General features: G+C 63.6%; 20 protein-coding genes and 1 other RNA gene. 8 read left to right on the plus strand and 13 right to left on the minus strand.

What is annotated here, in order from left to right; all coding sequences use genetic code 11:
- From ACNFHO_RS09520 to ACNFHO_RS09535, 4 genes are read right to left on the minus strand one after another with little or no spacing between them, the layout of a single operon-like run.
- A complete protein-coding gene (locus tag ACNFHO_RS09520) occupies positions 1–483 on the minus strand; it encodes a DUF4442 domain-containing protein (protein ID WP_054894080.1) in 483 nt (160 codons plus the stop codon).
- Entirely contained in the window at positions 480–1,679 is a 1,200-nt protein-coding gene (gene ubiH / locus ACNFHO_RS09525) for a 2-octaprenyl-6-methoxyphenyl hydroxylase (protein ID WP_416766082.1), read from the minus strand. Before ubiH ends, ACNFHO_RS09520 begins: the two co-directional genes overlap by 4 nt.
- Positions 1,676–3,010, minus strand: a complete 1,335-nt coding sequence (gene pepP, locus ACNFHO_RS09530) for a Xaa-Pro aminopeptidase (protein ID WP_416766083.1) — start codon at positions 3,008–3,010, stop codon at positions 1,676–1,678. The genes ubiH and pepP overlap by 4 nt, the downstream gene beginning before the upstream one ends.
- Before the next feature lie 22 nt (positions 3,011–3,032).
- A complete protein-coding gene (locus ACNFHO_RS09535; protein ID WP_112897075.1) occupies positions 3,033–3,587 on the minus strand; it encodes a YecA family protein in 555 nt (184 codons plus the stop codon).
- 154 nt (positions 3,588–3,741) lie between these two features.
- Between ACNFHO_RS09535 and ACNFHO_RS09540 the strand changes: the two genes are divergently transcribed.
- The 4 genes from ACNFHO_RS09540 (at position 3,742) to ACNFHO_RS09555 (ending at position 5,150) form a co-directional block, all read left to right on the plus strand.
- Positions 3,742–3,951 carry a TIGR02449 family protein gene (locus ACNFHO_RS09540; RefSeq protein ID WP_054894084.1) on the plus strand — a complete coding sequence of 70 codons (210 nt, stop codon included), beginning with the start codon at positions 3,742–3,744 and terminating at the stop codon, positions 3,949–3,951.
- On the plus strand, positions 3,948–4,265 hold the full coding sequence (locus tag ACNFHO_RS09545; RefSeq protein WP_054894085.1) for a cell division protein ZapA: 318 nt from the start codon (positions 3,948–3,950) through the stop codon (positions 4,263–4,265). The genes ACNFHO_RS09540 and ACNFHO_RS09545 overlap by 4 nt, the downstream gene beginning before the upstream one ends.
- A 17-nt stretch (positions 4,266–4,282) precedes the next feature.
- A non-coding RNA gene (gene ssrS / locus ACNFHO_RS09550) (6S RNA) lies at positions 4,283–4,461 on the plus strand.
- An 80-nt stretch (positions 4,462–4,541) separates the two neighbouring features.
- Positions 4,542–5,150: a 5-formyltetrahydrofolate cyclo-ligase gene (locus ACNFHO_RS09555; RefSeq protein WP_063542056.1), complete on the plus strand. Its 609-nt coding sequence runs from the start codon at positions 4,542–4,544 to the stop codon at positions 5,148–5,150.
- A gap of 25 nt (positions 5,151–5,175) precedes the next feature.
- On the opposite strand, the gene ACNFHO_RS09560 is transcribed toward ACNFHO_RS09555, so the two are convergent.
- Positions 5,176–5,325, minus strand: coding sequence for a hypothetical protein (locus ACNFHO_RS09560; protein WP_416766084.1), 150 nt, complete (start codon positions 5,323–5,325; stop codon positions 5,176–5,178).
- Between the two features lie 175 nt (positions 5,326–5,500).
- Here ACNFHO_RS09560 and ACNFHO_RS09565 point away from each other — a divergent pair, with 175 nt between their 5' ends.
- Positions 5,501–5,953, plus strand: a complete 453-nt coding sequence (locus ACNFHO_RS09565) for an EVE domain-containing protein (RefSeq protein WP_054894087.1) — start codon at positions 5,501–5,503, stop codon at positions 5,951–5,953.
- A gap of 36 nt (positions 5,954–5,989) precedes the next feature.
- Here ACNFHO_RS09565 and ACNFHO_RS09570 read toward each other — a convergent pair whose 3' ends face one another.
- The gene (locus ACNFHO_RS09570; protein ID WP_063542054.1) at positions 5,990–6,394 is read right to left on the minus strand and encodes a flagellar basal body-associated protein FliL; all 405 of its coding nucleotides are present in this window, start codon (positions 6,392–6,394) and stop codon (positions 5,990–5,992) included.
- Between the two features lie 156 nt (positions 6,395–6,550).
- Here ACNFHO_RS09570 and ACNFHO_RS09575 point away from each other — a divergent pair, with 156 nt between their 5' ends.
- Positions 6,551–7,528 carry an NADPH:quinone oxidoreductase family protein gene (locus ACNFHO_RS09575; RefSeq protein ID WP_125931032.1) on the plus strand — a complete coding sequence of 326 codons (978 nt, stop codon included), beginning with the start codon at positions 6,551–6,553 and terminating at the stop codon, positions 7,526–7,528.
- 90 nt (positions 7,529–7,618) lie between these two features.
- Here ACNFHO_RS09575 and ACNFHO_RS09580 read toward each other — a convergent pair whose 3' ends face one another.
- From ACNFHO_RS09580 to trxA, 5 genes are all read right to left on the minus strand, one after another.
- Entirely contained in the window at positions 7,619–8,269 is a 651-nt protein-coding gene (locus ACNFHO_RS09580) for a gamma-glutamylcyclotransferase (RefSeq protein ID WP_054894090.1), read from the minus strand.
- A 333-nt stretch (positions 8,270–8,602) separates the two neighbouring features.
- Positions 8,603–9,571, minus strand: coding sequence for a CDP-6-deoxy-delta-3,4-glucoseen reductase (locus ACNFHO_RS09585; protein WP_063542050.1), 969 nt, complete (start codon positions 9,569–9,571; stop codon positions 8,603–8,605).
- Positions 9,571–11,037, minus strand: coding sequence for a 4-hydroxy-3-polyprenylbenzoate decarboxylase (gene ubiD, locus ACNFHO_RS09590; RefSeq protein WP_416766085.1), 1,467 nt, complete (start codon positions 11,035–11,037; stop codon positions 9,571–9,573). Before ubiD ends, ACNFHO_RS09585 begins: the two co-directional genes overlap by 1 nt.
- Before the next feature lie 241 nt (positions 11,038–11,278).
- A complete protein-coding gene (rho, locus tag ACNFHO_RS09595) occupies positions 11,279–12,538 on the minus strand; it encodes a transcription termination factor Rho (RefSeq protein WP_039581904.1) in 1,260 nt (419 codons plus the stop codon).
- Between the two features lie 254 nt (positions 12,539–12,792).
- Positions 12,793–13,122 (minus strand): thioredoxin TrxA, encoded by a 330-nt coding sequence (gene trxA / locus ACNFHO_RS09600; RefSeq protein WP_009684153.1) that lies wholly within the window; start codon positions 13,120–13,122, stop codon positions 12,793–12,795.
- A gap of 277 nt (positions 13,123–13,399) precedes the next feature.
- On the opposite strand from trxA, the gene ppx reads away from it, so the two are divergent.
- On the plus strand, positions 13,400–14,902 hold the full coding sequence (gene ppx / locus ACNFHO_RS09605; RefSeq protein ID WP_416766240.1) for an exopolyphosphatase: 1,503 nt from the start codon (positions 13,400–13,402) through the stop codon (positions 14,900–14,902).
- A gap of 53 nt (positions 14,903–14,955) precedes the next feature.
- On the opposite strand, the gene ppk1 is transcribed toward ppx, so the two are convergent.
- Together ppk1 and hemB are read right to left on the minus strand one after the other, a co-directional pair.
- On the minus strand, positions 14,956–17,193 hold the full coding sequence (gene ppk1, locus ACNFHO_RS09610; RefSeq protein ID WP_151925446.1) for a polyphosphate kinase 1: 2,238 nt from the start codon (positions 17,191–17,193) through the stop codon (positions 14,956–14,958).
- A 20-nt stretch (positions 17,194–17,213) separates the two neighbouring features.
- Complete coding sequence (hemB, locus tag ACNFHO_RS09615) at positions 17,214–18,224, minus strand: porphobilinogen synthase (protein ID WP_063542047.1); 1,011 nt, start codon at positions 18,222–18,224, stop codon at positions 17,214–17,216.
- A 208-nt stretch (positions 18,225–18,432) separates the two neighbouring features.
- Here hemB and ACNFHO_RS09620 point away from each other — a divergent pair, with 208 nt between their 5' ends.
- Positions 18,433–19,077, plus strand: a complete 645-nt coding sequence (locus ACNFHO_RS09620; RefSeq protein ID WP_172964798.1) for a DedA family protein — start codon at positions 18,433–18,435, stop codon at positions 19,075–19,077.
- The last annotated feature ends 377 nt before the right edge of the window (positions 19,078–19,454 follow it).

Below are 19,454 nucleotides of genomic sequence, written 5' to 3' on the forward strand. Positions count from 1 at the left end.
TTACGCCTGCCTCGCTTGCGGCTTGAGCCGCACGTATAGGGTTTTGTCGACCCGCGCCACCAGCTCGCCGGCGCCATCGCGGATATCGACCTGCAGACGCGGCAGGCACTTCTTGCCACCGGCCGTCTGCTGGCGGATGTCGTCCAGCAGTGCGTCATCGATGTGGAATTCGGCGAACACCGGGCCCTTGCCCGGTGCGATGAAGTCGATGCTGGCGGCCTTGTCCCAGACGATGTACTCGCGGCCCAGTTGCTCGATCAGCAACAGCATGTAGAACGGGTCGACCATCGAGTAGAGGCTGCCACCGAACTGGGTGCCGACATAGTTGCGGTTCCAGCGGGTCAGGTTCATGCGCACCTTGACGCTGCGCATGTCGGGGCTGATGTGCTGCACGCGGATACCCGCCCCCAGGTAGGGCGGGTAGAAATTCAGCAACCAGCGCAACATGCGGGCCCGACGGGCGAGCTTGCGGGCGTCCTTCATGCGCGGCCCCACGGGTCGGGGCGGGTTCCCAGGCCCATGGCCTGGCGGGCGAACCAGCTCTTGGCCGGTGGCAGCAGGTCCAGGCCCAGCAGGCCGAGGTTGCGCCCGGCGGCGAGTAGCGGTTGGGCGCTGCCGAACAGGCGGGTGACCTGGTCGGAAAAGCCGATGGTCAGGCTCTGATCCAGACGTTGGCGCTGGCGATACCCCTGCAGTGTTGCCAGGTCGCCCGGCTGCTGCGGGCCTGCGAGCAGGGCCTCGGCCAGTGCCTGCACGTCGCGCAGCGACAGGTTGAACCCCTGACCTGCGATCGGGTGCAGGCTGTGCGCCGCGTTGCCCAGCACCACCAGGTGCGGGCGTACCTGCTCCTCGGCTTCGACCAGCGCCAGCGGGTAGAGATGCCGTGCGCCGACCTGGCGCAGAGCGCCGAGGCGGTAGCCGAACGCGTCCTGCAGTTCGCGCAGGAAGGCGCGCTCGTCGATATCGGCCAGACGCCGTGCGTCCATGCCCTGCCGCGTCCAGACCAACGCGCAGCGGTTTTCCGGCAGTGGCAGCAAGGCCATCGGGCCTTGCTCGGTGAATCGTTCGAAGGCCTGGCCACGATGGGCCTCGCCTGGAGAGATGTTGGCGATCAGCGCGCTCTGGTCATAGGGCGTGCGGCGCACATGAATGCCCAACTGCTCGCGCAGGCCGGAGCGGCCGCCGTCGGCGAGAATCGCCAGGTCGCATTCAAGGCTGGTGTCATCGTCGAGTTGCAGGCGATAACCGCCCTCGACAGGCTGCATGGCCCTGACTTCGGCCGGGCAGCGCCAGCTCACCACCTCGCTGTCCAGCCCCTGCCACAGGCACTGGCCAAGCCAGGCGTTTTCCACCACATAACCCAGCGCAGGCACACCTTCTTCCTGGGCATCCAGGCGGGTGGCGCCAAAGCGGCCGCGGTCGGACACCTGGATCTGCCGGATCGGCTCGGCGCGGCGCTCGATGCCCTGCCACAGGCCAAGCTGGTCGTAGATCTGCCGAGTGCCGAAGGACAGCGCCGAGGAGCGTGCATCGTAGCTGGGCTGGAAGCTGTCGCCGGGGGCGAACGGCTCGATCAGCAGGATCTTCCAGCCACGCGCCTTGGCCCCGGCCTGCAGCGCCAGCGCCAGGCTGGCACCGACCAGGCCGCCGCCGATGATCGCCAGGTTGACCCGGCTCATGCCACGTCCTTGCGCGCGTCGAGCATCAGTGCCTCGATTTCGTCGACTGTCTTCGGCACACCCGAAGTGAGAATTTCACAGCCCTTTCTGGTGACCACCACGTCGTCCTCGATCCGCACCCCGATGCCGCGCCACTTCTTCGCCACGCTCTGGTTGTCGGCTGCGATGTAGATACCTGGCTCGACAGTCAGCGCCATGCCCGGTTCGAGCACCCGCCACTGACCGCCGACCTTGTATTCACCCACATCGTGCACATCCATGCCGAGCCAGTGTCCGGCGCGGTGCATGTAGAACGCGCGGTAGGCTTCGCTGTCGATCAGCGCCTGCACCTCACCCTTGAGCAGCCCCAGTTCGACCAGGCCCTGGGTGATCACCCGCACCGTCGCTTCATGGGCGTGATTCCAGTGTTTGCCTGGCGCAATCTCGGCAAAGGCGGCTTCCTGGGCCTTGAGCACCAGTTCATAGATCGCCTTCTGCTCGGGCGAGAACCGCCCGCTGACCGGGAAGGTACGGGTGATGTCACTGGCGTAGCAGTCGATCTCGCAACCGGCGTCGATCAGCACCAGGTCACCGTCCTTGAGCGGCGCATCGTTCTGCTGATAGTGCAGGATGCAGGCGTTACGCCCGGCGGCGACGATCGAGCCGTAGGCCGGCATCTTCGCGCCACCCTTGCGGAACTCGTAGTCCAGCTCGGCCTCCAGGCTGTATTCGTGCAGACCGGCGCGGCAGGCCTGCATGGCTCGTACATGGGCGCGCGCGGAAATCGCCGCAGCCTCACGCATCACCTTCACTTCCGCTGCCGATTTATACAGGCGCATGTCGTGCAGCAGATGATCCAGGGCAACGAACTCGTTCGGCGGCAGCGCGCCAAGGCGTGCCTTGGAACGGATCACATTGATCCAGTCCATCAGCCGGCGGTCGAACTCGGGGTTGCTGCCCATGGCGCTGTAGACCCGCTCGCGACCTTCGATCAGGCCAGGGAGGATCTCGTCGATATCGGTGATCGGGAAGGCATCGTCGGCGCCGAAGTCGCGTATCGCGCCCTCCTGGCCGGCACGCAGGCCGTCCCAGAGCTCGCGCTCGGGATTGCGCTCGCGGCAGAACAGCACGTACTCGCCGTGCTCGCGACCGGGGATCAGGGCGATCACCGCCTCGGGTTCCGGGAAACCGCTCAGGTACTGGAAATCGCTGTCCTGGCGATAGACGTGCTCGACGTCGCGATTACGGATTGCGACCGCCGCCGCCGGCAGGATGGCGATGCTGTCGGGGACCATCTGCGCCATCAGCGCCTTGCGCCGACGGGCGTACTCCGCCTTGGGTATGTGGCTCATGGGCAAACGACCCCCGGGTCGATCAATGCAGCGATGGTTTTGGTGCCGGCGCAACAGGCGCGGCCAGCTCCGTGTACAGCAGCAGCGGTGCGACGCGCAGGTACTCCATGACTTCCATGTAGTCGCTCTCGCCGTCCTCGGACTCTTCCAACGCTTCTTGCACTTGCGAGATGGCGACCAGGTCCTGGAGCACTTCCTTGGCATCGGTGGACAGGTCCTTGCCGCCCGCGTTCAGGCCAAAACCGGTAATGAAACCCTGGCACCATTGGCCCAGGGCGGTGGCGCGATCGCTCAGGGCGGCATCGTCGGTCGGCAGCAGCAGCACGATGGCGACGTCTTCACCGGTCAGCTCGGCCTTGACCATCTCCTGCAGGCCGATCAGGGCGTTGCGGACGTTGTCACCGGGCTCGGTTTCAAGCAGTTGGGCGGCGTCGGCCAGCCAGGCGTCGGCATCGAAGCCGGCACCGGCGCAGCTGCGACCGATCAGCAGGCCGTGCAGCTCGGCAGGGGTGGCGGGATGGCCATTGCTGGAGAGCAGCATGGCGAAGGCGGTGTAAGGCGATTGGGTATTGGGCATGGGCGGCTAGGCGCCAGACGGCGCATATGACTAGAATGAAGACCTTGTATCCTAGCACCGGCAGGCGCGCCAAGACCATCTGCGCTGGCCGTCGCGGCTCGGGCAGAGGCATGATCGCCAGGCGATCGACGAAGGAGCGGATCGAGTGCAACCCATGCAAGACAATGACCTGCAAGCGCTGATGAGCCGATTCGAGTTGCTGATCGAGCGCGTCGAGCAACTAAAACGGCAAAATGCACTCCTAGTAGCTCAGGAAAAATCCTGGCGCGAAGAGCGCGCCCACCTCATCGAAAAGAACGAGATCGCCCGGCACAAGATCGAGTCGATGATCTTGCGTCTGAAGGCCCTGGAGCAAGACTCATGAGTTCAAGCAATAGCGTCACCGTCCAGATTCTCGACAAGGAATACTCGATCATCTGCCCGCCGGAAGAACGCAATAACCTGGTCGGTGCCGCGCGCTACCTGGACGGCAAGATGCGCGAGATCCGCAGCAGCGGCAAGGTGATCGGTGCCGACCGCATCGCGGTAATGGCAGCGCTGAACATCACCCATGAACTGCTGCACCGCCAGGAGCGCCCTGACGTCGCCAGCGGCGGCACCACCCGCGAGCAAGTGCGCGACCTGCTCGAGCGTGTCGACCAGGCACTGTCCGACGACGCGGTTAGCAAAAACGATTGAGATTGGTATACTGGCGCCACTCCCTGGGGGATGCGCCAGTCGGTTATGTCCCTGAGCCGATACGCACAACCACGGGGGTTGCACGTGGGGCAGGTGTGCATGTCCGCTCGACGGAAAGCCTTAACGCCTCCTGCAATCTCCACCTTGAACTTTCGGGTTCAAGGGCTACACCGATAGCGGTCTTGTCGGGGAGCCTGAATTCTCAATGCCCGCCTTTACCGGCGGGCATTTCGTTTGTGCCGCCGTCGGCGGCCAGCATCCGGGATCGCCTGTGCCATGACCGACACCGTGCCGCTCACCCGCCCACAACTTCGCCGCGTGCTGCGCAACGCACGACGCGCGTTGACGCCCGCCCAGCAACGCCAGGCCGCCGTCGGGCTGTACCGGCAACTCGCCCAGCACCCGCTGTTTCGTCGCGCGCGGCATATCGCCCTGTACCTGCCCAACGACGGCGAGATCGACCCACGCCTGCTACTGCGCGAAGCCCAGCGGCGCGGCAAGCGCACCTACCTGCCAGTGCTGCATGCCTGGCCGCGCACGCGCATGGTGTTCCAACGCTTCGAACAGGGCGAAAAACTGCGACGCAATCGCTTCCGTATTCCTGAACCGGTCATCGAGCGCAAGCGTCAGCGGCCGGTCTGGTCGCTCGACCTGATCCTGCTGCCACTGGTGGGTTTCGATGAAGTGGGCGGACGGCTGGGGATGGGCGGCGGCTTCTATGATCGCAGCCTGGCCTATCAGGGGCGGCGCAAGGCGTGGAAGAAACCGCTGCTGCTGGGGCTGGCACATGAATGCCAGAAGGTGGAGCGACTGGCGCAGGCCAGTTGGGACGTACCCTTGCGCGGAACGGTCTCGGACCGTGACTGGTACCTGGCGCCGGCCTGAAGGTCAGGCCGCGCGCCGCAGAACTTCAGCGATGCTGTTGGGCGGATACGGCCGGCGCCTGATAGGCGGCGTCCAGCTTTCGCTCCCACAGACCCTGCGCATAACCGGTGGTGACAACACCCAGACCGAAGATGAAGGCCAGGATCCACAGCAGGTCCGGTTTGCGTTTGTTCATCGTTGCCCCCCTAGGCAAACTGTTCAGGCTCGGCAGCCTTCTTGGTGCTACCGGAGCGTATAGCTTTAAAATCGGCGCATTTTCCGACAACGTGACGCGGCACGCAAACGTTGACGCCAACCGGCTGTCGGTTTGATGCAACATCTTATTTCAAACCTTGTCAGGAGCAGCACCCATGGCCTACTGGCTGATGAAATCCGAGCCCGACGAACTTTCCATCGAAGGCTTGGCCCGTCTCGGCGAGGCGCGCTGGGACGGGGTGCGCAACTACCAGGCACGCAATTTCCTGCGGAACATGAGCGTAGGCGACGAATTCTTCTTCTACCACTCCAGTTGCCCGCAACCGGGCATCGCCGGGATCGCCCGGATCAAGGCCGGCGCCTACCCCGACCCGACGGCGCTGGACCCGCAAAGCCACTACTTCGACGCCAAGGCCAGTGCCGAGAAGAACCCCTGGAGCGCAGTGGATGTCGAGCATGTGCGCACTTTCGGCCAGGTGCTTGGCCTCGGCTTGCTCAAGCAGCAGACGGCGCTGGAAGCGCTTGCACTGGTACAGAAGGGCAGCCGCTTGTCGGTAATGCCGGTGACCCCGGAGCAATGGCAGGCGATCTGCGCGCTGGCGAGGTGATCCGGGCAGCCGATGTGTGAGCGCCCACCAGGGAACTCACTGCACGATCAGGTTGTTGAACAGCAGGTCCTCGACGATTGGCTTGCCTTCTTCGGTTTCCATCACCTGCTGGACCTGCTTCAAGGCTTCCTGACGCAACGCCTCCTTGGCCTCGACATTGCTCATGTTATCCACACCTTGCTGGGTGAACAGCGCCACCAGTTGGTTGCGAATCAGCGGCTCATGGTGCTTGACCGCCGCGGCAGCGGCATCGCCAGTCACGCGCAGGGCCACGTCGGCCTTGTAGACGCGCAGCTTGGGGCCGCCATCCAGGGCGTAGTTGCCGACCAGAGGCGGGCTCAGGTTGATGTAGGCAACCTTCGGCTGGCCTTCCTTGCTCTCTTCGGCCATGGCCGCCACGGGCAGCATCAGGGCCAGCACCATCAAGATCCACGCTTTCACGAAATCGCTCCTCAATACAATTGACGCCAGCTTACCCAGCGCATCGCTCAAACCCAAGCCCAGGCTTATGCCGACTCATCAGAGCAGGCCATGCTCGTTGACCCACCCCTTCGTCCTCCTACACTTATCGGCCATCACCCGCAAAGGAATAGCCCGATGAAAGCTGTGTTGTGCAAAACCCTGGGCCCGGCACGGGACCTGGTGCTGGAAGAGGTCGCAGGCCCCGTGCCGAAAAAGAACGAGATCCTCCTCGAGGTGCATGCCGCCGGGGTCAACTTCCCCGACACCCTGATCATCGAAGGCAAGTACCAGTTCCAACCACCTCTGCCCTTCTCGCCCGGCGGCGAAGCAGCTGGCGTGGTGGCGGCAGTCGGCGAGAAGGCCGGGGCTTTCAAGGTCGGCGACCGGGTCATGGCCCTCACCGGCTGGGGCGCCTTCGCCGAGCAGGTCGCGGTGCCTTATTACAATGTGCTACCCATCCCGGCAGGCATGGATTTCACCACGGCGGCCGCCTTCGGCATGACCTACGGCACCTCGATGCACGCACTTACCCAGCGTGGCCAGCTCAAGGCAGGGGAAACCCTGCTGGTGCTCGGAGCGTCAGGGGGCGTGGGTCTGGCAGCGGTGGAGATCGGCAAGGCACTGGGTGCACGGGTCATCGCGGCGGCCAGCAGCGCCGAGAAGCTCGCCGTGGCCAAGGCAGCCGGGGCGGATGAGCTGATCGACTACAGCCAGGCCAGCCTCAAGGAAGAGATCAAGCGCCTGACCAACGGCCAGGGTGTGGATGTGATCTACGACCCGGTCGGCGGCGAGTTGTTCGACCAGGCCGTACGAGGCCTGGCCTGGAACGGCCGGCTGCTGGTGGTGGGATTCGCCAGCGGCACCATCCCGCAGATGGCGGCCAACCTGGTGCTGCTCAAGGGCGCGGCGGTGCTGGGGGTGTTCTGGGGGGCGTTCGCCCAGCGCCAACCCGAAGACAACGCTGCCAACTTCCGCCAGCTGTTTGCGTGGCATTCCGAGGGCAAGTTGAAACCGCTGGTGTCGCAGACCTACGCGCTGGGCGAGGCGGGTGCGGCTATCGAACGGCTGGGGCAGCGGCAGGCAGTGGGCAAGCTGGTGGTGTTGGCCAGGTGATTCGGTGATGACTTCTTCGCGGGCAAGCCCGCTCCTGCAAACTGTACCGTCTCTGCAGGAGCGGGCTTGCCCGCGAAGAGGCCGGCGCAGTCAAACCTCGCGCAGGTTGTGGCAGCGCTGAAACCGCGCTTCCAGCTCCCGATCAGGCATCTGGTGGCTGCGCAGGGCATTCAGCGTCTGCTCCACGTACTCCCGCGTGGTGCCGTAACGCCCCTTGGCGCTGGCCAGAATCTGGCTGAACAGGGTGTCCGGCAGGTTGCCGGCATAGCACGGCAAGTGACGCTCCAGCACGAAACCCAAGGCCTGCACCTTGCTGCCGTCATCGAGTCGGCAGGTCAGCCAATGCGGGCGATAGGCCGGATAAGGCATCTCCCGCTGCCACAGGGCCATCAGCGAGTCGTCCAGGCAGCTCTCGTCCAGGCGATAGGCAAAGCCGCTGCACGAACCACCACGATCCAGGCCGAACACCAGCCCTGGGCATTCTGGTGTACCGCGGTGCTCATGGGACCACAGGTAAAGCCCACGATGATAACCGTGCACCCGTGCACGCTGACGTTCTACCGAGTTGCACTCCGGACGCCAGATCAACGAACCGTAGGCGAACAACCACACAGGCCCACCGTCATGACGGGACATGGTCGTTGTCATGGAGTGCTGCAATTGCTCAGGGGTCAGTTGTTGACCGAAGTCGAGCGACGGAGGATAAGAAACCTGCCACGAAGAACTTTCAAGTGCCGACATAGGCTGCCGCCATTATTTCCTGTGTAACTACCGGAGTGCAGTATTGCGATCGACGCATTCGCCTGCGAGCCCGTCCCCAATGCTGCGGGGCCTGTACCGCAAGAGGTTGATGACGATGTGCCTACCGTAAGACATATGACGGCGAAACCTCAACCCCTTTTGGCAAAGTTTCACGCCCGATACCGACGACTGGAAAGTGTTGTTATAAGCATAGTAAAAGTTATTAACCCGGCGGGTAATAATTCACTGCTTATAATCGACGACGATAACTTTGGTTATTAATCACGGCGCGCCATTGCAGCGCGCCGCAGGCTCTCATGAAGACCTGGTTACTCAGCCGCGTGGAGCGTAGGCAAACACGTCGGCGCGCATGCGGTGCGCATCCATGCCCGCCTCGACCAACGCATCGAGCGTGCCATAGACCATGTTCGGTGAACCGCTGGCATAGACATGCACACTGTTCAGGTCGGCGATATCCTCGCACACGGCCTCGTGCAAAAGGCCGCAACGCCCCTCCCAGCCACACAGGTCGCTGACCACCTTGTGCAGGAACAGGTTGGGCAGACGCTCCCATTCGGCCCAGTGCTCGAGGGTGTAGAACTCCTCGGGCCGACGTACACCCCAGTACAGGTGCACCGGATGCTCGAAGCCGTTGGCGCGGCAATGCTCGACCAGGCTGTGCATCTGGCCCATGCCGGTCCCGGCAGCGATCAGCACCAGCGGTCCGTCCGGCAGCTCGGCCAGGTGTGCGTCACCGAATGGCAGTTCGATGCGGGCCATGCCGTTGCGTTGCAACTGCTCGATCAGCTTTACCGCACTGCTTTCACGGGCCAGCACATGCAGCTCGAGATCGCGACCTGCATGCGGGGCAGACGCCAGCGAGAAGGCAGCCTTGTCGGCCCCCTCCCGCTCGATCATCAGGTATTGCCCAGCGTGGTAGCGCGGCGGCTTGCCGGCGGGCGCGCGCAGACGCACGCGCCAGACATCCCCGCCTACCTCGACGCACTCGCTCACGGTGCAGGCCAGCTTGCGCACGGGCAACTCGCCCAAGGCCAGCACGCCATCCCACAGCAGCACGCAATCTTCCAGCGGTTCGGCGATGCAGGTGAACAGTTCACCGTGATCGCGGACCTCACCGTCCTGCCGCACCCGCCCTTCCACCAGCAACGCCGCACACACATGGCAATTGCCGTTGCGACAGCTGCTCGGGCACTCGTAGCCCAGGCGCCGCGCTGCATCCAGAATCCTCTCGCCCGGTTCGATGGACAGCACCGCGCCGGACGGCTGCAAGGTCACCTGCATCAATCTATTCCCAACTGGTCCCACAGCTCATCGATACGGCGGGTAACGGCCTCGTCCTTGACGATGACCCGGCCCCATTCGCGTGTAGTCTCGCCCGGCCACTTGTGAGTGGCGTCCAGGCCCATCTTCGACCCCAGGCCCGATACCGGCGACGCGAAGTCGAGGTAGTCGATCGGCGTGTTGTCGATCATCACCGTATCACGCTTGGGATCCATGCGCGTGGTGATGGCCCAGATCACGTCGTTCCAGTCGCGGGCGTTGACGTCGTCGTCGGTGACGATAACGAACTTGGTGTACATGAACTGTCGCAGGAACGACCACACACCCAGCATCACGCGCTTGGCGTGCCCCGGATATTGCTTTTTCATCGTCACTACCGCCATGCGGTAGGAACAGCCTTCAGGTGGCAGGTAGAAGTCGACGATCTCGGGGAACTGCTTCTGCAGGATCGGCACGAACACTTCGTTCAGCGCAACGCCCAGGATCGCCGGCTCATCTGGCGGCCGGCCGGTGTAGGTGCTGTGGTAGATCGGCTTCTGCCGATGGGTGATGCGTTCGATGGTGAACACCGGGAAGCTGTCCACCTCGTTGTAGTAGCCAGTGTGGTCGCCGTAAGGGCCTTCCGGGGCCATTTCACCCGGATGGATCACACCTTCGAGGATAATTTCGGCGGTGGCCGGCACCTGCAGGTCGCTGCCGCGGCACTTGACCAGCTCGGTGCGGTTGCCGCGCAGCAGCCCTGCGAAAGCGTACTCGGAGAGGGTGTCGGGCACTGGCGTCACGGCGCCCAGGATGGTGGCCGGATCCGCGCCGAGTGCGACGGCCACCGGGAACGGCTGGCCGGGGTGCTTCTCGCACCATTCGCGGTAATCCAGCGCGCCGCCACGATGGCTCAGCCAGCGCATGATGACCTTGTTGCGACCGATGACCTGCTGGCGGTAGATGCCGAGGTTCTGGCGGTCCTTGTTCGGCCCGCGAGTCACCGTCAGGCCCCAGGTGATCAGTGGCGCCACGTCACCCGGCCAGCAGTGCTGGATCGGCAACTGGGACAGGTCGACATCCTCACCCTCGACCACCACCTCCTGGCACACCGCGTCCTTGACCACCTTGGGCGCCATGGACACGACTTTCTTGAAGATCGGTAGCTTCGACCAGGCATCCTTCAGGCCCTTCGGCGGCTCGGGCTCCTTGAGGAAGGCCAGCAGCTTGCCGATTTCACGCAGCTCGCCAACCGCCTCGGCGCCCATGCCCATGGCCACACGCTCGGGGGTACCGAACAGGTTGCCCAACACCGGGATGTCGAAGCCGGTGGGCTTCTCGAACAGCAGCGCCGGGCCCTTGGCCCGCAGGGTGCGGTCGCAGACTTCGGTCATTTCCAGGACGGGCGAGATCGGAACCTGGATGCGCTTGAGTTCGCCGCGCTGCTCCAGGCCACGGATAAAGTCGCGCAAATCGCGATACTGCATGCGTGAGCCTCGTGTTGGCTGTATCGGTCGGGGGTGCAGAGTGTAGCGCCGATCGGGCTTTGATAGCCAAATGGCAGAGTGCAATGCGCTCGTTCGTAGGGCGCATCAATGACTTGGGGCCGCTATGCGGCCCATCGCGGGACAAGCCCGCTCCTACAGGTCTGGCGTGATCCTTGTAGGAGCGGGCTTGTCCCGCGATGGGCTGCGCAGCAGCCCCAATTCGCTGTACCGACGGAAACGCTTACTTGCGCTTCATCGACAGGAAGAACTCATCATTGGTCTTGGTCTGCTTGAGCTTGTCGATGAGGAACTCGATGGCCGCCACTTCATCCATCGGGTGCAGCAGCTTGCGCAGGATCCACATGCGCTGCAGCTCGTCGTCGGCAGTCAGCAGCTCTTCGCGGCGGGTACCGGACTTGTTGATGTTGATGGCCGGGAACACGCGCTTTTCAGCGATGCGGCGGTCCAGCGGCAGCTCCATGTTGCCGGTACCCTTGAACTCTTCGTAGATGACCTCGTCCATCTTCGAGCCGGTCTCGACCAGCGCGGTGGCGATGATGGTCAGCGAGCCGCCTTCCTCGATGTTACGGGCAGCGCCGAAGAAACGCTTGGGCTTTTCCAGGGCGTGGGCGTCGACACCACCGGTGAGGACCTTGCCGGAGCTCGGGATCACGGTGTTGTAGGCACGCGCCAGACGGGTGATGGAGTCGAGCAGGATGACCACGTCCTTCTTGTGCTCGACCAGGCGCTTGGCCTTTTCGATCACCATTTCGGCAACCTGCACGTGGCGGGTCGGTGGCTCGTCGAAGGTCGAGGCGACCACTTCGCCGCGCACGGTGCGCTGCATCTCGGTCACTTCTTCCGGGCGCTCGTCGATCAGCAGGACGATCAGGTGGCACTCGGGGTTGTTGCGAGTGATGTTGGCCGCGATGTTCTGCAGCATGATGGTCTTGCCCGCTTTCGGCGGAGCGACGATCAGGCCGCGCTGGCCCTTGCCGATAGGTGCGCACAGGTCGATGACACGACCGGTGAGGTCTTCGGTGGAACCGTTACCGGCTTCCATCTTCAGGCGATGGTTCGGGAACAGCGGCGTCAGGTTCTCGAACAGGATCTTGTTCTTCGCGTTTTCCGGGCGGTCGAAGTTGATGGTGTCGACCTTCAGCAGGGCGAAGTAACGCTCCCCTTCCTTCGGCGGGCGGATCTTGCCGACGATGGTGTCGCCGGTGCGCAGGTTGAAGCGGCGGATCTGGCTGGGCGAGACGTAGATATCGTCAGGGCCGGCCAGATACGAGGCATCTGCCGAACGCAGGAAACCGAATCCATCCTGGAGAATCTCCAGCACGCCGTCACCCGAGATCTCTTCGCCGCTCTTCGCGTGTTTTTTCAACAGGGCGAAAATCACGTCCTGCTTGCGCGAACGGGCCATGTTTTCGATGCCCATCTGTTCGGCCATTTCCAGCAGATCGGTAATCGGCTTTTGCTTGAGTTCTGTCAGGTTCATAAGGGGAGTGACGTAATCATGTAAGAAGGGGGGAGAATTAAGCTTCTGGCTTAATGAGGCCGCGCCGCTAGATTGGCGACAGGATCGCGTACTGATTCGAATTGGGAGTGCGTCGGCGACGGCGTGCGAAGGGCACTGGAGAAGCAGTGCGAGGCCGAATGTAACACTTGCTTTTTTCGGCGTCTAGTGGTTTTGACAGGGGAAATCGAGCCTCGGGGACAAAAAAAGCCCCGCATTTGCGGGGCTCTTTCACATCACAGGTGGGCGTCGAGGAACGCAGCCAGCTGGGACTTGGACAGCGCGCCGACCTTGGTCGCCTCGACGTTGCCGTTCTTGAACAGCATCAGCGTCGGGATACCGCGCACGCCGTGCTTGGCCGGGGTTTCCTGGTTGTCGTCGATGTTCAGCTTGGCGACGGTCAGCTTGCCTTCGTAGGTGGAGGCGATGTCGTCCAGGACCGGAGCGATCATCTTGCATGGACCGCACCATTCAGCCCAATAGTCGACCAGCACCGGGCCTTGAGCCTGCAGCACTTCGGCTTCGAAGGTGGCGTCGGTGACGTGTTTGATCAGATCGCTGCTCATGGAGTTCTCCAGGTCGTAAGCATAAAAAACGTTGCCCATCATAGCCGCACCCACGCCCTACAGGAAGCCACGGCCGATTGAGTGTAACTATAGTTGTGCAAGACGCCACGAATCGAAACTGTCATACAAGCGTCATAGGATTTGTCCGAGGCCTTTGTTGATCAGTCATCCAGGCCACCCGCACATTGCCCTGCATCAATCCTCGCCATGTCGCGCGTTGGCGTATGCCCGCGATCATGGCAGGATTGCCGGGTTATCGACCGAGAACATCCAGATCATGCCGCAAACCACCGCGAAGAACCTGTCTCTGATCGCCGCCATCGACCTTGGCTCCAACAGTTTCCACATGGTCGTGGCCAAGGCCCACCATACCGAGATCCGCATTCTCGAACGGCAGGGGGAGAAGGTTCAGCTGGCTGCGGGCATCAGCGAAGATCGCCAGCTCAGCGAAGAAGCCATGCAGCGGGGCCTCGAATGCCTCAAGCGTTTCGCCCAGCTGATCAATGGCATGCCGGCCGGCGCTGTGCGCATCGTCGGCACCAACGCCCTGCGTGAAGCTCGCAACCGCAATGACTTCATCCTGCGTGCCGAAGCCATTCTCGGCCATCCGGTCGAGGTCATTTCAGGTCGTGAAGAGGCGCGCCTCATCTACCTGGGCGTGTCGCACACCCTCGCCGACACCCCCGGCAAACGCCTGGTCGCCGACATCGGCGGCGGCAGTACCGAGTTCATCATCGGTCAACGTTTCGAGCCACTGCTGCGCGAAAGCCTGCAGATGGGCTGCGTAAGCTTCACCCAGCGCTATTTCCGCGACGGCAAGATCACGCCGGCACGCTACGCCCAGGCCTACACCGCCGCGCGCCTTGAGCTGATGAGCATCGAGAACGCCCTGCACCGCCTGACCTGGGACGAGGCCATCGGTTCGTCGGGCACCATCCGCGCCATCGGCGCCGCGATCAAGGCCAACGGTTATGGCAATGGCGAGGTCAATGCCGAAGGCCTGGCCGTGATCAAGCGCAAGCTGTTCAAGCTGGGCGAAGTCGACAAGATCGACTTCGACGGCGTCAAACCAGACCGACGCGCCATTTTCCCTGCGGGGTTGGCGATTCTCGAGGCGATCTTCGACGCCCTCGAACTGCAGCGCATGGACCACTGTGACGGCGCCCTGCGCGAGGGCGTATTGTTCGACCTGCTCGGCCGCCATCATCACGAGGACGTGCGTGAGCGCACACTGAATTCGCTGATGGAGCGCTATCACGTCGACCAGGGCCAGGCCGCGCGCGTGGAGCGCAAGGCGCTGCACGCCTTCGACCAGGTGGCCAAGGCGTGGGATCTGGAAAACGGCAACTGGCGCGATCTGCTGGGCTGGGCGGCGAAGGTGCATGAAGTCGGGCTGGACATCGCCCACTATCACTACCACAAGCACGGCGCCTACCTGATCGAACACTCCGACTTGTCGGGCTTCTCACGCGAGGACCAGCAAATGCTGGCCCTGCTGGTACGCGGCCATCGCCGCAACATCCCCAAGGACAAGTTCGCCGAGTTCGGCGACGAAGGCGTCAAGCTGATCCGCCTGTGCGTGCTGCTGCGCTTCGCCATCCTCTTCCACCACATCCGCGGCACCCAGCAAATGCCCAAGGTCGAGCTCAAGGCTGCCGACGACAGTCTGGAAGTGGTGTTCCCTGAGGGCTGGCTCGAGCAGCATCCGCTTACCCAGGCCGACTTCGCCAACGAGGCGGAGTGGCTGGCGCGGGTCGGGTTCGTGCTGAGCGTGCGCTGAGCCCCGACGCTGACCCCATGGAGGCGCGGCCTTGTGCCGCGCCTACAGCGTGTCTAGCGTACGTTCAGCACCGGGTTGCTCAGGCGCTCCAGCAGGGTCGCCTGGGCGCTGCGCGGGTTCTGGTTGCCGGTCGGGGTACTGCGCACATAACGACCATCAGGCTGCAGGGTCCAGGCCTGGGTGTTGTCGGTCAGGTAGCCCTCAAGCTCCTTCTTCACCCGCAGCAGCAACTTCTTGCCCTCCACCGGGAAGCAGGTCTCGACGCGCTTGTCGAGGTTGCGCTCCATCCAGTCGGCGCTGGACAGGTAGATCTGCTCCTCGCCGCCGTTGAGGAAGTAGAACACCCGCGTGTGCTCAAGGAAGCGGCCGATGATCGAGCGCACATTGATATTGTGCGAAACCCCCGGGATGCCCGGACGCAGGCAGCACATGCCACGCACCACCAGGTCGATGCGCACGCCCGACTGGCTCGCCTTGTACAGGGCCTTGATGACCTTGGCATCGGTCAGCGAGTTGAACTTGGCGATGATGTGCGCCGGCTTGCCGTCGAGCGCGAATTGCGTCTCGCGGGCGATCATGTCGAGCATGCCCTTCTTGAGGGTGAAGGGCGCATGCAGCAGCTTCTTCATGCGCAGGGTCTTGCCCATGCCGATCAACTGGCTGAACAGTTTGCCGACGTCCTCGGTGAGCGCATCATCGGAGGTCAGCAGGCTGTAGTCGGTGTACAGGCGAGCGTTGCCGGCGTGGTAGTTGCCGGTACCCAGGTGCGCGTAGCGGACGATCTCGCCCTGCTCGCGGCGCAGGATCAGCATCATCTTGGCGTGGGTCTTGAAGCCGACCACGCCATAGATCACCACCGCACCGGCCGCCTGCAGTCGGCTGGCCATCTGCAGGTTGGACTCTTCGTCGAAACGCGCGCGCAGCTCGATCACCGCAGTGACCTCCTTGCCGTTACGCGCGGCATCGACCAACGCGTCGACGATCTCCGAGTTGGCCCCGGAGCGGTACAGGGTCTGGCGCACGGCGAGCACGTGCGGGTCCTTGGCGGCCTGGCGCAGCAGGTCGACCACCGGAGTGAAGGATTCGAACGGGTGCATCAGCAACACATCCTGCTTGCTGATGACGCTGAAAATGTTGTCTGCGTTCTGCAGGATCTTCGGGATCGCCGGGGTGAACGGCGTGTACTGCAGCTCCGGGTGGCTGTCCAGGCCAGTGATGCTGAACAGACGAGTCAGGTTGACCGGGCCATTGACCTGGTAAAGCTCGCTCTCGCTCAGGCTGAACTGCTTGAGCAGGTAGTCGGAGAGGTGTTTCGGACAGGTGTCGGCAACCTCCAGGCGCACGGCGTCGCCGTAGCGGCGCGAGAACAGCTCGCCACGCAGGGCACGGGCAAGGTCGTCGACCTCTTCGGAGTCCAGCGCCAGGTCGGCGTTTCGGGTCAGGCGGAACTGGTAGCAGCCCTTGACCTTCATGCCCTGGAACAGGTCGTCGGCATGGGCGTGGATCATCGACGACAGGAAGACATAGTTGTCGCCGGGGCCGCCAACCTCTTCCGGCACACGGATCACCCGTGGCAGCAGACGCGGCGCCGGAATGATCGCCAGGCCCGAGTCGCGACCGAAGGCATCGACGCCCTCGAGCTCGACGATGAAGTTCAGGCTCTTGTTCACCAGCAGCGGGAACGGGTGGGTCGGGTCGAGGCCGATCGGGGTGATGATCGGGGCGATCTCGTCGCGGAAGTAGCGACGCACCCAGGTCTTGAGCTTGGGCGTCCAGTAGCGGCGGCGGATGAAGCGAATCGCATGCTTCTCCAGCTCCGGTAGCAACACGTCGTTGAGGATCGCGTACTGGCGGTCCACCTCCAGGTGCACCAGCTCGCTGATCCGCGCCAGCGCCTGATGCGGCTGCAGGCCGTCGGCGCCGGCCTGTTCCCGGGCGAAATTGATCTGCTTCTTCAGCCCCGCGACGCGGATCTCGAAGAACTCATCGAGGTTGCTGGAGAAGATCAGCAGGAACTTCAGACGCTCAAGCAGCGGGTAGGACTCATCCAGCGCCTGCTCCAGCACGCGGATGTTGAACTGCAGCTGCGAGAGCTCACGATGAATGTACAGGCTGCTGTCGTCCAGGCCGGGCACCGGAATCGCCGGGGCCGGCGCCGGGGCGGCGGCCTCGACGACAGGCGCAGGCTCCGGCTCAGGTGCCGCCGGCAGGTCCGGTGGGGTCTGCAGCAGTTCCTCCGGGAGGGCCTTGGCTTCCTTGATCTCGACAGCAGTGAGCACTTCGTTATTCATCTGACGTTCCTGTGAGGGCGTTACTGCCCTCTCAACAATTGAGCGGCACGCACGGCGAAATAGGTGAGGATGCCATCGGCGCCGGCCCGTTTGAAAGCGGTGAGGGATTCGAGAATCACGGCTTCGCTCAGCCAGCCGTTCTGGATGGCCGCCATGTGCATGGCGTATTCGCCGCTGACCTGATACACGAAGGTCGGCACGCGGAATTCGGTTTTGACGCGGTGAACGATGTCCAGGTACGGCATGCCCGGCTTGACCATGACCATGTCGGCGCCCTCGGCGAGGTCGGTGGCCACTTCATGCAGGGCCTCGTCACTGTTGGCCGGGTCCATCTGGTAGGAGGCCTTGTTGGCCTTGCCCAGGTTCAGCGCCGAGCCGACCGCATCGCGGAACGGGCCGTAGTAGGCGCTGGCGTACTTGGCGGAGTAAGCCATGATGCGCACGTTCACGTGGCCGGCCAGCTCCAGGGCCTCGCGGATGGCCTGCAGACGACCGTCCATCATGTCGGAGGGCGCCACCACCTGGGCACCGGCTTCGGCATGCGACAGCGCCTGACGCACCAGGGCGTCGACGGTGATGTCGTTCTGTACGTAGCCCTCTTCGTCGAGGATGCCGTCCTGGCCGTGAGTGGTGAAGGGATCGAGTGCGACGTCGGTGATCACCCCCAGTTCCGGGAAGCGCGCACGCAGGGCGCGGGTGGCACGCTGGGCGATGCCATCCGGGTTCCAGGCTTCGGCACCGTCGAGGGATTTCTTCTCCACCGGGGTCACCGGGAACAGCGCCAGCGCGGGAATCCCCAGCTCGACCCAACCCTGTGCGGCTTCGAGCAGCAGGTCGATCGACAGGCGCTCGACGCCCGGCATCGACGGCACTTCCTCGCGACGATTTTCACCGTCCAGCACGAATACCGGCAGGATCAGGTCATCGACGGTCAAGGTGTTCTCGCGAACCAGGCGACGGGAGAATTCGTCCCGGCGGTTGCGACGCAGGCGGGTAGCAGGAAACAGGCGGTTGGCGGGGGTAAAGCTCACGGCAGACTCCTGAGCCCGCGCAGGCGGGCTAGCGCGACAGTTATAAGCGCCCATTATGACGCCTAGGTTACAGGGAAGGGCAACCCTGCGACTTGTGGCCGCAGGCATTGTCCTTGTAGGAATTGTTCACGTCGAGACACATTTGGACACTTTCCCCCAGGCGCGCGAAGGGGTAGGCTGCGCGTTCATTTCGCCAGCACCTCAGAAAATGCTTCAACAATTCCTGCAGGATTTCGGCTATTTCGCCCTCTTTCTAGGCACCTTCTTCGAAGGCGAGACCATCCTGGTACTTGCAGGATTTCTCGCGTTCCGTGGATACATGGACATCAGCCTGGTCGTGGTGGTGGCGTTCTTCGGCAGCTATGCCGGTGACCAACTCTGGTATTTCATGGGCCGTCGCCACGGGCGCAAGATCCTCGCGCGCAAACCGCGCTGGCAGGCCATGGGCGACCGCGCGCTGGAACATATCCGCCGCCACCCCGACATCTGGGTGCTGAGCTTCCGTTTCGTCTATGGCCTGCGCACCGTGATGCCGGTGGCCATCGGCCTGTCGGGCTATCCCCCGCGGCGCTACCTGCTGCTCAACGGTATTGGCGCGGCGATCTGGGCCCTGGCCCTGGGCGCAGCGGCCTATCACTTCGGCGCCATCCTCGAAGGCCTGCTGGGCAACGTGAAGAAATACGAGCTATGGGTGCTCGGCGGCCTGCTGGTGCTGGGCGGGCTGCTCTGGCTGCGCCGACGTTTCCGCAACCTGCGTGCCGAGCGCAAGGCGGCGGCAGAAAGCCAGGCCGCACAGGCTGAACAGGCTGTAGAGCCCGAGCAGGAGCCAGGCCAAGGGCGTGACCGCCCCTAGGCCCAACACCCCACTCAGATAGAGTGCGGGCCCGTTGGACGCCAGCCGCAGCAGCTCAAGGCGCGCGGCCCAAGGCCGGTTCTCCAGCGCCACCCCAAGCACGAACAAGCCAAACGCCATCAGTGTCCAGCCAAGCACCAGCGCCGCTGGCGGCACGCGCTCGGCCACCTCCATCAGGTAACTCCCCAACCCTGCGTACACGGCGAACTGCAGCGCCACGTACAACTGCTGGGCTCGCCCCAGCGGTATCTCGAACTTGCGAAACTGCGCCAGATCAACCTTGGCCTGTGGATAACCCGCCTCCACATCCGCCGGTCGCCATCCGGTGGGCATGAACCAGATCCGCAGCTTGTCCCACAGGCTGCGAGTGCGCCGCG

Origin of the sequence: Pseudomonas sp. NY15374 (assembly GCF_048068255.1) — a bacterium.
GTDB classification, from domain to species: Bacteria; Pseudomonadota; Gammaproteobacteria; order Pseudomonadales; family Pseudomonadaceae; genus Aquipseudomonas; species Aquipseudomonas machongensis.

What these genes read in the sequence shown, in the direction of transcription:
- ACNFHO_RS09620 (WP_172964798.1), top strand. Translation starts at nt 18,433, where the DNA reads ATGCTTCAACAATTCCTGCAGGATTTCGGCTATTTCGCCCTCTTTCTA.
- ACNFHO_RS09520 (WP_054894080.1), bottom strand. Translation starts at nt 483, where the DNA reads ATGAAGGACGCCCGCAAGCTCGCCCGTCGGGCCCGCATGTTGCGCTGG.
- ACNFHO_RS09585 (WP_063542050.1), bottom strand. Translation starts at nt 9,571, where the DNA reads ATGCAGGTGACCTTGCAGCCGTCCGGCGCGGTGCTGTCCATCGAACCG.
- ACNFHO_RS09560 (WP_416766084.1), bottom strand. Translation starts at nt 5,325, where the DNA reads ATGAACAAACGCAAACCGGACCTGCTGTGGATCCTGGCCTTCATCTTC.
- ACNFHO_RS09540 (WP_054894084.1), top strand. Translation starts at nt 3,742, where the DNA reads ATGCAAGACAATGACCTGCAAGCGCTGATGAGCCGATTCGAGTTGCTG.
- ACNFHO_RS09545 (WP_054894085.1), top strand. Translation starts at nt 3,948, where the DNA reads ATGAGTTCAAGCAATAGCGTCACCGTCCAGATTCTCGACAAGGAATAC.
- ACNFHO_RS09555 (WP_063542056.1), top strand. Translation starts at nt 4,542, where the DNA reads ATGACCGACACCGTGCCGCTCACCCGCCCACAACTTCGCCGCGTGCTG.
- ubiH (WP_416766082.1), bottom strand. Translation starts at nt 1,679, where the DNA reads ATGAGCCGGGTCAACCTGGCGATCATCGGCGGCGGCCTGGTCGGTGCC.
- trxA (WP_009684153.1), bottom strand. Translation starts at nt 13,122, where the DNA reads ATGAGCAGCGATCTGATCAAACACGTCACCGACGCCACCTTCGAAGCC.
- ACNFHO_RS09575 (WP_125931032.1), top strand. Translation starts at nt 6,551, where the DNA reads ATGAAAGCTGTGTTGTGCAAAACCCTGGGCCCGGCACGGGACCTGGTG.
- ACNFHO_RS09580 (WP_054894090.1), bottom strand. Translation starts at nt 8,269, where the DNA reads ATGTCGGCACTTGAAAGTTCTTCGTGGCAGGTTTCTTATCCTCCGTCG.
- ACNFHO_RS09535 (WP_112897075.1), bottom strand. Translation starts at nt 3,587, where the DNA reads ATGCCCAATACCCAATCGCCTTACACCGCCTTCGCCATGCTGCTCTCC.
- ACNFHO_RS09565 (WP_054894087.1), top strand. Translation starts at nt 5,501, where the DNA reads ATGGCCTACTGGCTGATGAAATCCGAGCCCGACGAACTTTCCATCGAA.
- ubiD (WP_416766085.1), bottom strand. Translation starts at nt 11,037, where the DNA reads ATGCAGTATCGCGATTTGCGCGACTTTATCCGTGGCCTGGAGCAGCGC.
- rho (WP_039581904.1), bottom strand. Translation starts at nt 12,538, where the DNA reads ATGAACCTGACAGAACTCAAGCAAAAGCCGATTACCGATCTGCTGGAA.
- pepP (WP_416766083.1), bottom strand. Translation starts at nt 3,010, where the DNA reads ATGAGCCACATACCCAAGGCGGAGTACGCCCGTCGGCGCAAGGCGCTG.
- ppk1 (WP_151925446.1), bottom strand. Translation starts at nt 17,193, where the DNA reads ATGAATAACGAAGTGCTCACTGCTGTCGAGATCAAGGAAGCCAAGGCC.
- ppx (WP_416766240.1), top strand. Translation starts at nt 13,400, where the DNA reads ATGCCGCAAACCACCGCGAAGAACCTGTCTCTGATCGCCGCCATCGAC.